This window comes from Flavobacterium sp. Root420 (genome assembly GCF_001427905.1).
In the GTDB taxonomy this organism is placed as follows: domain Bacteria; phylum Bacteroidota; class Bacteroidia; order Flavobacteriales; family Flavobacteriaceae; genus Flavobacterium.
The window spans coordinates 238,837-254,185 of the sequence record NZ_LMEF01000023.1; the positions used below are offsets into that span (position 1 = coordinate 238,837).

Annotated in this window: 15 protein-coding genes; 6 read left to right on the top strand and 9 right to left on the bottom strand. The window is 33.2% G+C overall.

Annotated elements, in window-relative coordinates:
* Nucleotides 1-132: 132 nt before the first annotated feature.
* The 8 genes from sucD to ASC72_RS13100 all read right to left on the bottom strand — a co-directional run bounded on the left by sucD (nt 133) and on the right by ASC72_RS13100 (nt 7,731).
* Nucleotides 133-1,005 (bottom strand): succinate--CoA ligase subunit alpha, encoded by an 873-nt coding sequence (gene sucD / locus ASC72_RS13065; RefSeq protein WP_007808093.1) that lies wholly within the window; start codon nt 1,003-1,005, stop codon nt 133-135.
* Nucleotides 1,006-1,089: 84 nt separating this feature from the next.
* Nucleotides 1,090-1,452, bottom strand: a complete 363-nt coding sequence (locus tag ASC72_RS13070) for a nuclear transport factor 2 family protein (protein ID WP_056191398.1) — start codon at nt 1,450-1,452, stop codon at nt 1,090-1,092.
* Nucleotide 1,453: 1 nt separating this feature from the next.
* Complete coding sequence (locus tag ASC72_RS13075; RefSeq protein WP_056191400.1) at nt 1,454-2,383, bottom strand: UDP-3-O-(3-hydroxymyristoyl)glucosamine N-acyltransferase; 930 nt, start codon at nt 2,381-2,383, stop codon at nt 1,454-1,456.
* 136 nt (nt 2,384-2,519) lie between these two features.
* The gene (gene efp, locus ASC72_RS13080; protein WP_035624093.1) at nt 2,520-3,086 is read right to left on the bottom strand and encodes an elongation factor P; all 567 of its coding nucleotides are present in this window, start codon (nt 3,084-3,086) and stop codon (nt 2,520-2,522) included.
* Between the two features lie 93 nt (nt 3,087-3,179).
* Nucleotides 3,180-3,965 (bottom strand): acyl-ACP--UDP-N-acetylglucosamine O-acyltransferase, encoded by a 786-nt coding sequence (lpxA, locus tag ASC72_RS13085; protein ID WP_029270176.1) that lies wholly within the window; start codon nt 3,963-3,965, stop codon nt 3,180-3,182.
* 72 nt (nt 3,966-4,037) lie between these two features.
* Nucleotides 4,038-5,426, bottom strand: a complete 1,389-nt coding sequence (locus tag ASC72_RS13090; protein ID WP_056191935.1) for a bifunctional UDP-3-O-[3-hydroxymyristoyl] N-acetylglucosamine deacetylase/3-hydroxyacyl-ACP dehydratase — start codon at nt 5,424-5,426, stop codon at nt 4,038-4,040.
* Nucleotides 5,419-6,462: a UDP-3-O-(3-hydroxymyristoyl)glucosamine N-acyltransferase gene (lpxD, locus tag ASC72_RS13095; RefSeq protein WP_056191402.1), complete on the bottom strand. Its 1,044-nt coding sequence runs from the start codon at nt 6,460-6,462 to the stop codon at nt 5,419-5,421. Before lpxD ends, ASC72_RS13090 begins: the two co-directional genes overlap by 8 nt.
* A gap of 39 nt (nt 6,463-6,501) precedes the next feature.
* The gene (locus ASC72_RS13100) at nt 6,502-7,731 is read right to left on the bottom strand and encodes an HD domain-containing protein (RefSeq protein ID WP_056191404.1); all 1,230 of its coding nucleotides are present in this window, start codon (nt 7,729-7,731) and stop codon (nt 6,502-6,504) included.
* A 223-nt stretch (nt 7,732-7,954) separates the two neighbouring features.
* Here ASC72_RS13100 and ASC72_RS13105 point away from each other — a divergent pair, with 223 nt between their 5' ends.
* The 5 genes from ASC72_RS13105 (at nt 7,955) to ASC72_RS13125 (ending at nt 12,267) form a co-directional block, all read left to right on the top strand.
* Nucleotides 7,955-9,508, top strand: a complete 1,554-nt coding sequence (locus ASC72_RS13105) for a bifunctional response regulator/alkaline phosphatase family protein (RefSeq protein ID WP_056191406.1) — start codon at nt 7,955-7,957, stop codon at nt 9,506-9,508.
* A 75-nt stretch (nt 9,509-9,583) separates the two neighbouring features.
* Entirely contained in the window at nt 9,584-9,991 is a 408-nt protein-coding gene (gene tsaE / locus ASC72_RS13110) for a tRNA (adenosine(37)-N6)-threonylcarbamoyltransferase complex ATPase subunit type 1 TsaE (protein WP_056191408.1), read from the top strand.
* Nucleotides 9,992-10,098: 107 nt separating this feature from the next.
* Nucleotides 10,099-10,572: a GNAT family N-acetyltransferase gene (locus ASC72_RS13115; protein ID WP_056191937.1), complete on the top strand. Its 474-nt coding sequence runs from the start codon at nt 10,099-10,101 to the stop codon at nt 10,570-10,572.
* Nucleotides 10,573-10,656: 84 nt separating this feature from the next.
* Nucleotides 10,657-11,856, top strand: coding sequence for an alanine dehydrogenase (locus ASC72_RS13120; RefSeq protein ID WP_056191410.1), 1,200 nt, complete (start codon nt 10,657-10,659; stop codon nt 11,854-11,856).
* Between the two features lie 36 nt (nt 11,857-11,892).
* Nucleotides 11,893-12,267, top strand: coding sequence for a DUF4258 domain-containing protein (locus tag ASC72_RS13125; protein WP_056191412.1), 375 nt, complete (start codon nt 11,893-11,895; stop codon nt 12,265-12,267).
* 77 nt (nt 12,268-12,344) lie between these two features.
* Here ASC72_RS13125 and ASC72_RS13130 read toward each other — a convergent pair whose 3' ends face one another.
* The gene (locus ASC72_RS13130; protein WP_056191413.1) at nt 12,345-13,010 is read right to left on the bottom strand and encodes a uracil-DNA glycosylase; all 666 of its coding nucleotides are present in this window, start codon (nt 13,008-13,010) and stop codon (nt 12,345-12,347) included.
* 132 nt (nt 13,011-13,142) lie between these two features.
* Here ASC72_RS13130 and ASC72_RS13135 point away from each other — a divergent pair, with 132 nt between their 5' ends.
* Nucleotides 13,143-15,308, top strand: a complete 2,166-nt coding sequence (locus tag ASC72_RS13135) for a DNA mismatch repair protein MutS (RefSeq protein ID WP_056191415.1) — start codon at nt 13,143-13,145, stop codon at nt 15,306-15,308.
* The last annotated feature ends 41 nt before the right edge of the window (nt 15,309-15,349 follow it).

The window sequence follows — 15,349 nt, forward strand, 5'->3', positions numbered from 1 at the left end:
TTTTTAAGCTACTACGATTCTTAGTATCTAAGTTGCTAAGTTTAATTATATTCCACACATTTTAAAAATGTAAAAAAGTCTCAACACAATATTGAGACTTTTTTTTGGAATTTTTTATTTTAATATTGGAGATTATCCAAGTACTTCTTTTACTTTTTTACCAATTTCAGCTGGCGAATCAACAACGTGAATTCCGTTGTCTCTCATAATTTGTTTTTTAGCAGCAGCTGTATCATCAGAACCACCAACAATAGCACCTGCGTGACCCATTGTTCTACCAGCAGGAGCAGTTTCTCCAGCGATAAAACCAACAACTGGTTTACGGTTACCATCAGCTCTAACCCATTTAGCAGCATCAGCTTCTAATTGACCTCCAATTTCACCAATCATGATGATAATTTCAGTTTCCGGATCGTTCATCAATAATTCAACAGCTTCTTTAGTAGTAGTTCCAATAATTGGATCTCCACCAATTCCGATAGCTGTAGTAATTCCTAAACCTTGTTTTACAACCTGATCTGCAGCTTCGTAGGTTAAAGTTCCTGATTTAGAAACGATACCAACTGTACCTTTTTTGAAAACGAAACCTGGCATGATACCAACTTTAGCTTCTCCCGGAGTAATAACACCTGGACAGTTTGGCCCGATTAATCTAGAATTTCTTTCTTTAACATAATTATTTGCTTTAATCATATCTGCTACAGGAATTCCTTCTGTAATAGCAATAATTACTTTAATTCCAGCATCAGCAGCTTCCATAATTGCATCAGCAGCAAAAGCTGGTGGTACAAAAATGATAGATGTATCAGCTCCAGCTTGATCAACAGCATCTTTTACTGTGTTAAAAACCGGACGATCTAAATGGCTAGTTCCTCCTTTTCCCGGAGTAACACCACCAACAACATTAGTACCGTACTCAATCATTTGAGAAGCGTGGAAAGTTCCTTCGCTTCCTGTAAATCCTTGAACAATTATTTTGGAATCTTTATTAACTAAAACACTCATGATATATATTTTATGTAGTTTTTAAAATTGTGATGCAAAAGTAAGGTTTTGTAATGTATTTTAATCTTTTTGTCTTCAAAAAAATTAAGAAAATTGACTCATTTGATAACCACGGTATAATTTGTCATCCTTAATTTGCCAAATTGTAGAAAAATGGGCCAATAACATCTCTTCTCTTGGGTTTTCAATCGTTTTCACAAAATGAGAATAACGTATTGAAACCAAGTCATCTTCGGCAATAATATGACTAATTCTGACTTTCGAACGTACATATGCACGACTTAATTCAGTAGCCATTCCAAGCATAGAATCATAATCCATCTCAATTAATCCTTTGGTGCTATTCCAATCTAACTTTACATCAGGATGTAAATACGTTTTCATGATTTCGCTATCAATTAAGGCATCCGACTTATAAAATTTCTGTACAAACTCTTTTATAGACATATTACTTCAATTTATTTAGAATTTCAGGAATCTTTTTGATATTGGCTAACTGTTTTAACTTTTCTCGTGATTCTTCGATTGGTGTACCAAAATAAGATTTTCCACCTTCAACAGATTTAGTAACTCCGGTTTGTCCCATAATAACGGCCTTCGCTCCTATTGTTATCCCACTGGTTGTACCAACCTGTCCCCAAATAGTTACTTCGTCTTCAATAATAACACAACCAGCAATACCAGTTTGTGATGCTATTAAACATTTTTTCCCTATAACAGTATCATGACCAACATGAACCTGGTTATCGATTTTTGTTCCTTCTTTAATTGTTGTATCTCCGGTAACACCTTTGTCGATGGTGCAAAGTGCGCCAATTCCAACATTATCTTCAATAACAACTCTTCCGCCGGATATTAACTGATCGAAACCATCCGGACGTTTTTTATAATAAAAAGCATCAGCTCCCAAAATAGTTCCGGCGTGGATAATTACATTGTCACCAATTACAGTATGATCGTAAATAGAAACATTTGAATGTATTATACAATTTTTACCAATTGTAACATTATTTCCAACAAAAGAATTAGGCTGAATTACAGTTCCTTCTCCAATAACTGCAGAAACGGCTATTGCTACATTGGTCGCTTGAAAAGGTCTAAAATGTTTGGTTAGTGTATTAAAATCTCTGAAAGGATCATCAGAAATTAAAAGTGCCTTACCTTCCGGGCAATCTACTTTTTTATTAATTAAAACAATAGTCGCTGCTGATTGCAAAGCTTTATCATAATATTTAGGATGGTCAACAAAAACAATATCTCCCGGCTCGACAACATGTATTTCGTTCATGCCTGAAACTGGGAAGTTTTGGTCACCAATAAATTCGCAATTAAGCAAACTTGCAATTTCTTGTAAAGAATGAATCTTTGGAAATTTCATATTTTATAATTAGAAAATTTGTCAATTAGAGAATGTGTCAATTAGAAAATGTGTCAATTAGAAAATAAAAATTCTTCAATTTCTGCTTATGTATCAATTTTCTAATTGACTCATTGACAAATTATCCAATTAAAAATTACTCTTTTACACGCTCCATATAAGAACCTGAAGCTGTATCAATTTTAATTTTATCACCTTCGTTGATGAATAACGGAACGTTTACTGTTGCTCCGGTTTCTACCGTAGCAGATTTTGTAGCATTTGTAGCGGTATTTCCTTTTACTCCCGGCTCAGCATAAGTAACTTCAAGAATTACAGAAGATGGCATATCTACTGATAAAGGCAAATCAGTTTCAGTATTTACCTGAACCATTACACTTGTACCTTCTTTTAACAATCCCGGAGCATCCAAAATGTTTTTATTCAAAGAAATTTGCTCAAAAGATTCTGTATTCATAAAATGAAATTCATCTCCTTCTGCATATAAAAACTGGTAATTATGCGTCTCTACACGCACATCGTCAATTTTATGCCCGGCAGAAAATGTATTATCTAATACTCTTCCTGTAGTTAAACTTCTCAATTTTGTTCTTACGAAAGCAGGTCCTTTTCCAGGTTTTACGTGAAGAAATTCAACGATTTTATAAATATCGTGATTGAATTTAATACACAATCCGTTTCTAATATCTGATGTAGATGCCATTTTGTTTTGTTTTATTTAATATTTTGTTTAATCGTTAAATCGTTTATCTGTTTTCGACTTAACGAATAAACAAATAAACGATTAAACTTTTATTTAATAGTTTCCTGAATAACCTTTCATAATTCCTCTTGATGAATTTCGAATAAAATCTAAAATTTCATCTCTCTCAGGAGTAGCTTCCATTTCTGCTTCAATAATACTTAAAGCCTGAGTTGTATTGTAATTCTTTTGATATAAAATTCTGTAAATTTCCTGAATTTCTCTAATTTTTTCTGTGCTAAAACCTCTTCTTCTTAAACCAACTGAATTGATTCCAACATAAGATAACGGTTCTTTTGCTGCTTTTGTATAAGGCGGAACATCTTTTCTTACCAAAGATCCACCAGAAATCATGGCATGATCTCCAATATGAATAAATTGGTGAATCGCTGCCAAACCTCCAATTACAGCGTGGTTTCCAACCACTACGTGACCTGCCAAAGCAACTCCGTTTACGATAATGGCATTGTTTCCAATTTCGCAATCGTGTGCAATGTGAGCATAAGCCATTACAAGACAGTTGTTTCCAAGGATAGTTTGACCTGAAGCAACCGTACCTCTATTTATAGTTACGCATTCTCTGATCGTACAATTGTCTCCAATAATAGCCAATGAATCTTCTCCTCCAAATTTTAAATCTTGTGGCACAGCTGAAATGACCGCTCCTGGAAAAATATTACAATTTTTACCAATTCGAGCGCCTTCCATAATGGTCACATTTGAACCAATCCACGTACCGTCACCAATAACAACATTATTGTGAATTGTTGTAAAAGGCTCGATTACAACGTTTTTAGCGATTTTAGCGCCAGGATGAACATATGCTAATGGTTGATTCATCTGTATGTTTTATATTTTAAATTAAAATAGTCTAATTTGGGCAACAAACGTAAACAATAATTTTGATTAAAATTATTGTTTTTTTACAATTTGAGCCATTAATTCTGCCTCGGTAACTAATTTACCATTTGCGTATGCATTTGCCTGCATATGACAGATTCCTCTTCTGATAGGAGAAATCAATTCGCATTTGAAAATTAATGTGTCACCTGGCAATACTTTGTGCTTGAATTTAACATTATCTATTTTCATAAAATAAGTCAAATAATTTTCAGGATCCGGAACTGTACTTAATACTAAAATCCCTCCTGTTTGTGCCATCGCTTCAACAATTAAAACTCCCGGCATTACCGGAGCCTCAGGAAAATGTCCTACAAAGAAATTTTCATTCATCGTGACATTTTTCAAACCTACAACGTGACGGTCAGACATTTCTATAATCCTGTCAATCAACAAAAACGGTGGTCGGTGTGGCAACATCGCCATGATTTTGTGAATATCCATCAAAGGCTCTTTGTTTAAATCATAAACCGGCACATGATTTCTTTGCTCAATTTTAATGATTTTTCCAATTTTTTTAGCAAACTGGGTATTTACGTAATGACCTGGTTTGTTTGCTATAATTTTTCCCTGAATTCTTACCCCAATTAAAGCCAAATCTCCTACAACATCTAATAATTTGTGACGAGCTGCTTCGTTTGGATAATGTAAAGTAAGATTATCTAAAACACCATTTGGTTTTACAGAAATTTTATCTTTGCCAAAGGCTTTCTTTAAATTCTCCATTGTAGAGTCAGAGATTTCTTTATCTACATATACAATTGCATTGTTTAAATCTCCTCCTTTAATTAGTCCGTTTTCTAATAAAGATTCTAATTCATGTAAAAAACTGAAAGTTCTTGAATTAGCAATTTCATCTTTAAAATCGGCTATGCTTTTCATCGTTGCATTTTGCGTACCTAATACTTTAGTACCAAAATCAACCATTGCAGTAACCTGATAGTCATCGCTTGGCATTACCAGAATCTCGCTTCCTGTAGCTTCATCAGTAAAAGAAATCACTTCTTTTACTACATAAACGTTACGTTTGGCATCTTGCTCTTCAATCCCGGCTTTTTCTATCGCTTCAACAAAATATTTTGAAGAACCATCCATAATAGGTAGTTCTGAAGCATTTAATTCTATGATAACATTATCCAAATCACAACCAACCAATGCAGCCAGTACGTGTTCCGGAGTTTGAATTTTCACCCCTAGTTTTTCTAAATTTGTACCTCTTTGTGTATTAACAACATAATTGGCATCAGCTTCAATCACTGGCTGACCTTGCAAATCTACTCTTACAAAAGTGAAACCATTATTAATTGGAGCTGGTTTAAAAGTCATTGTAACTTCTTTTCCAGTGTGTAATCCAACGCCTGTTAGTGAAATTTCATTTTTGATGGTCTTCTGTTTAACCATTATTTCCATTTTTTGGGTTTATTATTTGTTTTTTTAATTCTTCCAGTTCGGACACAATTTTAGGGAAGTTCTTGAAATGAACATATGATTTATTAAAATCAGCATATCCAAGTGAAGGAGATCCTTGCAAAATTTCATCATCCTTGATATTTCTTGCTACTCCTGATTGTGCCTGAAGCCTAACATTATTACCTATAACTAAGTGTCCTGCGATACCAACTTGCCCGCCAATCATACAGTTTTCGCCAATTTTTGTAGAACCCGCAACGCCTGATTGAGCAGCGATTACAGTGTTTTTACCAATTTCTACATTATGGGCAATCTGAATCTGATTGTCTAATTTAACTCCTTTTCTAATAATTGTAGAACCAAGAGTTGCTCTGTCAATTGTAGTATTGGCACCAATATCTACATTATCTTCTATAATTACATTACCAATTTGAGGTACTTTACTATACACACCTTCTTCGTCCGGCACAAAACCAAAACCATCTGCACCTATAATAGTTCCAGAATGAATGGTACAATTGTTTCCAATTATCGTTTCTGAATATATTTTAGCCCCGGCAAAAATATACACATTGTCACCAATAACAACATTATCACCAATAAAACTGTTTGGATAAATTTTTACATTATCACCTAAAACCACATTTTGTCCTATATAGCTAAAGCTTCCCAAATATAAATTTTCACCATATTTAGTTCCTTCAGAGATAAAAGACTGCGCTTCGATTCCGTTTTTATTCAATTTTACCTGATTGTAAAACTGCAAAAGTTTAGAAAAAGAGGCATACGCATCTTCTACTTTTATTAAGGTTGTAGTAATTTCCTGTTCTGGTATAAAGCTGTCATTTACAATTGTTACTGATGCTTTTGTAGTATATATGTAGTTGATATATTTGGGATTAGCCAAAAAAGTAAGCGATCCTTCCTCGCCTTCTTCAATTTTAGACAGCCGAGAAACTTCTGCATTGGGATTACCAACAACTTCTCCTTCTAAAATTCCTGCTATTTGTTCTGCTGTAAATTTCATTGCGACAAAAATATAAAAAATAGATTTTAAATGTTAATTTTAGATAAGTTGTTTTGGAAAACAGATGTAATATTTTGTCACCAATTTAGATAACGATTTCAAATTCAACTGATCAGATGCTTCTACAACATCTTCAATTGTTTTATCTTTTTTCAAAATCCGTATCGGTTCAGCTTCTTTACTATAGGCCTGGTTTTTAATTTTCCCTCTAAAAATAAAATAACCCGCTTCTAATTGCGAAATATGATGCTCTTCAGCAAATTCCTCTTTCATTGATTGCGATTCTTCCATCGGAATCTTTTCGGCACTTAATTTAATCTTTAACAAATCTCTGTTAATGATCATTTTACTTAAAGTAGAAAGTATAAAATCATCTTGTTTTTGCCACGCTTTTAAAGCACTTATAATATCAAAATCATCTAATTGAGAGAATAAATCCAGTTTTTCGGCATCAAAATCTTCTAAGGCAACTTTATTCTGCATAAAAAACAACAGTGGTTCGCTGCAAGGTAAAGAAACTCCTTTTAAGGTTAGTTCTTTAGCTCTTTTTAGTACTTTCATCAAAATTAATTCGGCCACCAAACTCGTTTTGTGCAAATAAGCCTGCCAATACATTAATCTTCTGGAAAGCAGGAATTTTTCAACAGAATAAATTCCTTTTTCTTCAATAACCAATACACCATCGACCACATTCATCATCTGAATTAATCGCTCTGAGTTTACATTTCCTTCTGCAACTCCGGTGTAAAAACTATCACGTTTTAAATAATCCATTCGATCCATATCTAATTGACTAGAAATCAATTGCAACATGAATTTCCTATGATATTCACCTTTAAAAACCTGAATTGCCAAGCTTAATCTTCCGTCAAATTCTTCATTCAGCTGATTCATAAATAATAAGGAAATAGCCTCATGATTCACATCTTCAACAATACTTTTTTCCATAGCATGTGAAAATGGTCCATGACCAATATCATGCAATAAAATAGCTATTAATAAGGCACATTCTTCATCGTTTGAAATTGCAACTCCCTTAAAACGAAGTGTTTCAACAGCTTTCTGCATCAAATGCATACATCCCAAAGCATGATGAAAACGGGTATGATTAGCACCCGGATAAACCAAATACGACAATCCCATTTGCGAAATACGGCGTAAGCGCTGAAAATACGGGTGTTGAATTAAATCGTAAATAAGTTCGTTCGGAATGGAAATAAACCCATAAATGGGATCATTAAATATTTTTAACTTATTAATATGAGTCACTATCTGGTTATTTTTTGGTCAACAAATATAAGTAATTAACTATAAACACCTTTGGGTTTTTCCATTTAAAAATCAACAATAATTCACATTGATTTTCAAAAAATTATCTTAATTAAAAAAGATTTTTAATCTAAAAACAGTATTAATTATTCTGAATTTTATACTATTTTTAATACTTTTTAAGTTCTATACTTCTAAATTGCATAAAAATTAAAATACGTTTATGGACAAGATAAAAATACTTTGGGTCGACGATGAAATCGATCTTTTAAAACCACATATATTATTTCTGGAGAAAAAAAACTATGCTGTAACTACTTGTAACAACGGCTTAGATGCTATTGCTTTGTTTGAAGAAGATAATTTTGATATTGTTTTTTTGGATGAAAATATGCCGGGAATGAGCGGTTTGGAAACACTTTCGGAAATGAAAGAAAAAAAATCGGCCATTCCAATGATTATGATTACCAAAAGCGAGGAAGAATATATAATGGAAGAAGCGATTGGTTCTAAAATCGCGGATTATTTGATAAAACCGGTAAATCCTAATCAGATTTTATTGAGTTTGAAGAAAAACCTGGATCATTCAAGATTGATTTCTGAAAAAACAACTTTAGATTATCAAAAAGAATTTCGTAAAATTTCAATGGAATTAGCAATGGTTAATTCTTTTGAAGATTGGGTTGAATTGTATAAAAAATTGATTTTCTGGGAATTAGAATTGGAGAATATTAACGATCAGGGAATGATTGAAATACTTGAATCTCAAAAGGTTGAAGCCAATTCGCAATTCGGAAAATATATCGAAAGAAATTACGAAGACTGGTTTGTTCCAAAAGCAGATAAACCTATTCAATCTCACAACTTGTTTAAGGAATTAGTTGTTCCGGAAATCAAGAAAAAAGACAAACCAATTTTGTTTGTGGTTATTGATAATTTGCGTTATGACCAGTGGAAATCTTTTGAAACAGTGGTTTCTAACTATTATAAATTAGAAAAAGAAGTTCCTTATTTCTCGATTCTTCCAACAGCAACTCAATATGCCAGAAATGCTATTTTCTCTGGATTATTACCAATCGAAATGGAAAAACAATTTCCACAATACTGGAAAAACGATGTTGAAGACGGCGGAAAAAACCTTTATGAAGCCGAATTTCTTTCTGCTCAATTAAAACGTTTAGGCTTAAATATCAAAGAAGATTATTTCAAAATCACGAATTACGTAGGCGGAAAAAAACTGGCTGAGAACTTCAAAGCTTTAAAAGGCAATGATTTAGTTACAGTCGTTTACAATTTTGTAGATATGTTATCGCATGCCAAGACAGAAATGGAGGTTGTAAAAGAGTTAGCTTCTGATGATAAAGCCTATCGTTCATTGACATTAAGCTGGTTTAAAAACTCTCCGCTTTTAGAAATTATCCAACAGGCACAGCTTTTAGGTTTCAAATTAATTCTGACCACAGATCACGGAACTATCAATGTAAAAAACCCTTCGAAAGTAGTTGGAGATAAAAATACAAGTTTAAATTTGCGTTACAAAACCGGTCGTAGTTTGACTTACGAACAAAAAGATGTATACGTTGTAAAAGAACCGAAAGATATTGGATTACCAGCTATAAATATGAGTAGCTCCTTTATATTCGCTAAAAATGATTCCTTTTTGGCTTATGTAAACAACTATAATCATTACGTGAGTTATTACAGAAACACCTACCAACACGGAGGGATTTCGTTAGAAGAAATGATTATACCTTTTTTGGTTTTTAATCCGAAATAAAAAAAAAGTTTTCAGTCGCAGTTTACAGTCGCAGCTGAAAACTGTAAACTGAGACTATATAATAAATAAACACAAATGAATATCGTTTTTTCATTAGATCAAATTCAGGAAGTAGCGGAGCAAATTATAGCTTCAAATCCAAAAAAAATCATTCTTTTCAATGGAGAAATGGGTGTCGGAAAAACTACTTTAATCAAGCAATTATGCAAAAGCTTAGGCGTTCAGGATGCTACAAGTAGTCCAACCTTTTCTTTAGTTAATGAATATTACACGTCTAACAATCAAATCGTTTATCATTTCGATTTCTACAGATTAAACAAAGAAACCGAAGCGCTTGATATGGGTGTTGATGATTATTTATATTCTGGAAATTGGTGTTTTATTGAATGGTCTGAAAAAATTGCCAATTTAATTCCGGAAGAACATTCTACAGTTACAATTGAGTTGTTGACTGATGGAAAGAGAAGTTTAGAACTGGTTTAATTCCACAGAGATTCACAAAGACTTTATAGAGAATCGCAAAGAATATTTTAAAAAACTTTGCGAACCTTTGCGAAAACTTCATGTACCTCTTAACAACTAATATTATTATGAATACCCAAAATACAGTAGAAATAATCCCCTACTCAGCAGATTTAAAAGAACACATAAAAACTTTAAACATAGAATGGCTCCAAAAATATTTTAGAGTTGAGGAAAAAGATGAATTAGTACTTTCAAATCCGCAGGAAGAGATTATAGATAAAGGCGGAATGATTTTTTACGCTAAATATAATGATGCAATCCTCGGAACAGTTTCTCTGATGAAGATAGATGAGAACACTTTCGAATTGAGCAAAATGGCGGTGTCAGACAAAGCACAAGGTCTCGGAATTGGAAATAAATTATTGGTTCATAGTGTAGCTGTCGCTGAAGAAAATAATATCAAAAAGTTACTTTTATATTCAAATAGAATTTTGCTTCCTGCTCTTCATTTATATGAAAAATTTGGTTTTGTTGAAGTTCGATTAGAAGATGTCAGCTACGAAAGAGCCGACATAAAAATGGAAAAAACAATCTCTTAATACTCACTTTTAGTATTAGCAGAAAATTTGCACTAATTTTAAAACTTTTTACGTAATTTGTACTCTTAATTTTTTGCACAACCCATGTCAATTACCTTAACTCCATTTACGAAACAACAATTGTTACCACAAGAAGAAAAACTTGAGGTGGGCCGATTTAAAAGAGAGCTTTTCATAGGGATACCTAAAGAAACAAGTTATCAGGAACGTCGTATTTGCCTGACACCAGACGCTGTTAACTCTCTTACATACGAAGGACATCGTGTAATGATTGAATCTGGTGCCGGCGAGAGTTCGAGTTATTCTGACAAGGAATATAGTGATGCGGGTGCGGAAGTGACAAAAGACACCAAAAGAGTTTTTGGCTGTCCAATGTTACTTAAGGTAGAGCCACCTACTCTGGCTGAAATTAAAATGATTAATCCTGAAACGATTATCATTTCGGCTATTCAGTTAAAAACTAAAAAGAAAGAATATTTTGAAGCTTTAGCTCAAAAAAAGATAACCGCACTAGCTTTCGAATATATTAAAGATGAAGACGGATCTTATCCTGCAGTAAAATCTTTAAGTGAAATTGCCGGAACAGCATCAATCCTTATTGCTGCCGAATTAATGATTACAGATGAATTTGGAAAAGGATTATTATTCGGAAACATTACCGGCGTCCCCCCTACCGAAGTTGTAATTTTAGGCGCTGGAACTGTTGGCGAGTTTGCTGCTAAAACTGCCATTGGACTTGGTGCAAATGTGAAGGTTTTTGACAATTCGATTACAAAGTTACGTCGTTTGCAAAATAATTTAAACCAAAGAATTTTTACTTCTACAGTACAACAAAAAGCATTATTAAAAGCGTTAAGACGCTGTGATGTCGCAATTGGCGCCATGCGCGGTAAAGAACGCTGCCCGATTGTAGTGACAGAAACTATGGTTGAACACATGAAAAAAGGAGCCGTAATTGTCGACGTTAGCATCGATACCGGAGGTTGTTTTGAAACTTCAGAAGTTACCACACACGAAAAACCGACTTTCATAAAAAGTAATGTTTTGCATTATTGCGTACCAAATATCCCATCAAGATACTCCAAAACTGCCTCATTATCAATTAGTAACATATTAACTCCATACTTACTTCAGATAGCAGACGACGGTGGTTTAGAAAGCTCTATCAGATGCAATAAAGGATTAAAAAACGGAGTTTATTTATACCACGGAATCCTAACAAATAAAGCAATTGGTGATTGGTTCGATTTGCCAGACAACGATATTAATTTACTTGTATTTTAAAGGAACTTTACTGTACCTTTGCAAAAATTTTATTTCATGAAGTTCGTACATCGTTTTGCTTATTATTTGATTGGTTTAGTTATGGGATGCTTTTTTGTAGCCCTTGTATTTAGTGGGAAAGATACCCGTTGCAATTACTTCCCAAACGCCCGGGTTTTAAATAATTTACGCACAAAACCTTTTCAATATTCCGATAAAGCAATCCAAACTTTGAATGAAAAATGGGTTGATACAGTTGATGTTAAAAACACACTGACTTTTGGAGATGTTGATTTTGATCAAAGTAATGTTCCGTTCAAAAAAGGAAAACTTTATATTATTGAAGGAAAAACAGCTAAGAATCAAGAAATTATTTTAAAAGTAATCAATTTTGAAAATAAAGCGATTTTAGACGAAATTGTTAAGAAATAAACAAAGCCAATAACACAAATTTCACGAATTATCACAAATTATTAATTAGTGCAAATCTGTGAAATTTGTGTTTATTACTACCACTCTATTTCTTTCAGTCCTTTTGATCTCAAAAAATCATTTGTTTGGCTAAAATGCTTATTTCCAAACCAAAATCCTCTGTTAGCACTTAAAGGAGAAGGATGTCCGGATTTTAGAATATGATGTTTTGACGCATCAATTAATGCAGCTTTCTTTTGAGCAAAACCTCCCCAAAGTAAAAAAACTACATTTTCTTTTTCAGCGGAAATCTGCTTAATAACTGCATCAGTAAATTTCTCCCAACCTTTGCCCTGGTGGCTTCCAGCCTCAGATTGTCTCACTGTTAAAGTCGCATTTAAAAGAAAAACACCCTGATCTGCCCAGCGTTCTAAATTACCTGTCTTGGGAATCGGTTTGTTCAAATCTTTTTCGATTTCTTTAAAAATATTATAAAGAGATGGAGGGAACGGAATTCCGTCATTTACAGAAAAACACAATCCATTCGCCTGATTTGGGCCATGATACGGATCCTGGCCTATAATAACCACTTTTACCTGATCAAAATGACAATGGTCAAACGCCGAAAAAATTTGACTCCCTTTTGGATAACAAATCTTAGTGGCATACTCAGATTTTACAAAAGCAATTAATTCCTTGAAATAGGCTTTTTCAAATTCATCACTTAAAACTGGTTTCCAGGAAGAATGCATTTTTATGTCCATAACTTTTTTTATGCGAATTTCCGGAATTTTTAAGTAAAATCATATTTAAAGCAATAAAATTTAGACCTGAACTTTCTAGAATTCAATGCTACTAATTTCGTACTTTTGCATGTACTTTATTAAAGGAATTAAATGATCAGTATTACCGAAAAAACATTACAAGATTTACAATTTCCAACGGTGCTCGAAACCATTTCAGCAGGTTGTAACACAGATATTGGAAAAGAAAAAGCTTTACAAATAACACCATTTAGAGATAAAGAAACTTTGATGCAGGCTTTATTGCAGACATCAGAATATGTTTCCTCTTTTCAAAATAATAACGCAATTCCGAATCACGGATTTGACGCCATTACACACGAAATCAAATTCTTAGCTATTGAAGATAGTTTTTTGGAAGTAGGCAGTTTTAGAAAAATTGCTACACTTTCGTCAACATCCAATTTCTTGCTAAATTTCCTTAAAAAGTTTGACGATTATTACCCAAATCTAAACGCGAGAGCTTCAAGAGTAGAATACACCAAAGATATCGTTACCTTAATTGATGCTATTGTAGACAAATATGGAGAAATAAAAGACAATGCTTCTCCAGCTTTATTGAGCATTCGCCAAAATATGAATATTGTTCGCGGTAAAGTAAACCAAAGTTTTGGAGTTGCTCTTTCTCACAATAATAGCCTTGGTTATTTGGACGATATTAAAGAAAGTTTCGTGCAAAATCGTAGAGTTTTAGCGGTTTTAGCGATGTATCGTCGTAAAGTAAAAGGTTCAATTTTAGGAAGTTCCAAAACTGGAAGTATTGCTTATATTGAACCGGAAGCTACTTTACAATACTCCAGAGAATTAGCGAATCTGGAATACGAAGAAAAAGAAGAAATCACGCGAATTCTAAAACAATTATCAAATCAGATTCGTCCGTATTTGCCTTTACTAATTGAATACCAGGGATTTTTGAGTGATATTGATGTTGTTGCGGGAAAAGCAAAATATGCCAATAGAATTAACGGAATTTTACCAACAATAACCGAAGAAAGAAGATTGTTCTTTAGAGAAGCTTATCATCCGATTTTGTATTTGAATAACAAAGAGAAAAACGAAGTTACGCATCCGCAAACTATTGAATTAAAACAAGATAATCGAATTATTGTAATTTCAGGACCAAATGCAGGTGGAAAAACAATATCGCTCAAAACAGTTGGTTTACTACAACTGATGTTACAGTCCGGCATGTTGATTCCGGTTCACGAACGAAGTGAAACTTTCTTATTTGATAGAATTTTAACCGATATTGGAGATAACCAATCTATTGAAAATCATTTGAGTACTTACAGTTATCGTCTGAAAAACATGAATTATTTTCTGAAGAAGTGCAACAAGAAAACCATGTTTTTGATTGATGAATTTGGTACCGGTTCTGATCCTGAATTAGGAGGCGCTTTGGCAGAAATTTTCTTAGAAGAATTTTACCATCGTGAAGCATTTGGAATTATTACCACACACTATTCAAATTTGAAAATTTTGGCTAACGAATTGCCTTTTGCTACCAATGCGAATATGATGTTCGATGAAAAATCACTTGAGCCAATGTACAAACTGGCTTTAGGCCAAGCCGGAAGTTCGTTTACTTTTGAGGTTGCCTTGAAAAATGGTATTCCGTTTGGATTGATTAATCGTGCCAAAAAGAAAATCGAAGTTGGAAAAGTTCGTTTTGACAAAACCATTGCAACACTTCAGAAAGAAAGATCGAAGCTCGAAAAAACTTCTATCAATTTAAAGGAAGAAGAAACCCGAGCCCGTGAAGAAAGCAAAAAGATGGAAAATATCAATGTAAAAATTAAACAGAAACTGGAAAGCTATCAGGAATTATACGACAGCAACCAGAAGACTATTTACATTGGTCAGAAAATTGAAGATATTTCAGAAAAATATTTTAACAACAAAAATAAGAAGGAACTTATTGGAGAATTTTTGAAAATTATTGAAATTGAAAATTCAAAACGTAAAAAAGCAACTCCAAAAGAAGCTAAAGCCATAATCGAAAAGAAGAAAGAAGTTATCGCTGAAGTTTCTGTTCAGGTTGAAGAAATACGAAAAGAGAAAAAAGAAAAGAAACTGAAACCTATCATCGAAAAACCAAAACCAATTTTGAAAGTTGGAGATCGTGTAAGAATGTTAGATGGAAGATCTGTTGGGAGTATTGATTCAATAGAAAAAAATAAAGCAACTGTGAATTACGGGATTTTTACTTCGAAGGTAAGTTTGGATGAATTGGAATTTGTTGAGGCTGGGAAGAAATAAAGTTTTCAGTTTTCGGTCGCAGTTTTCAGCCTGGAATTATG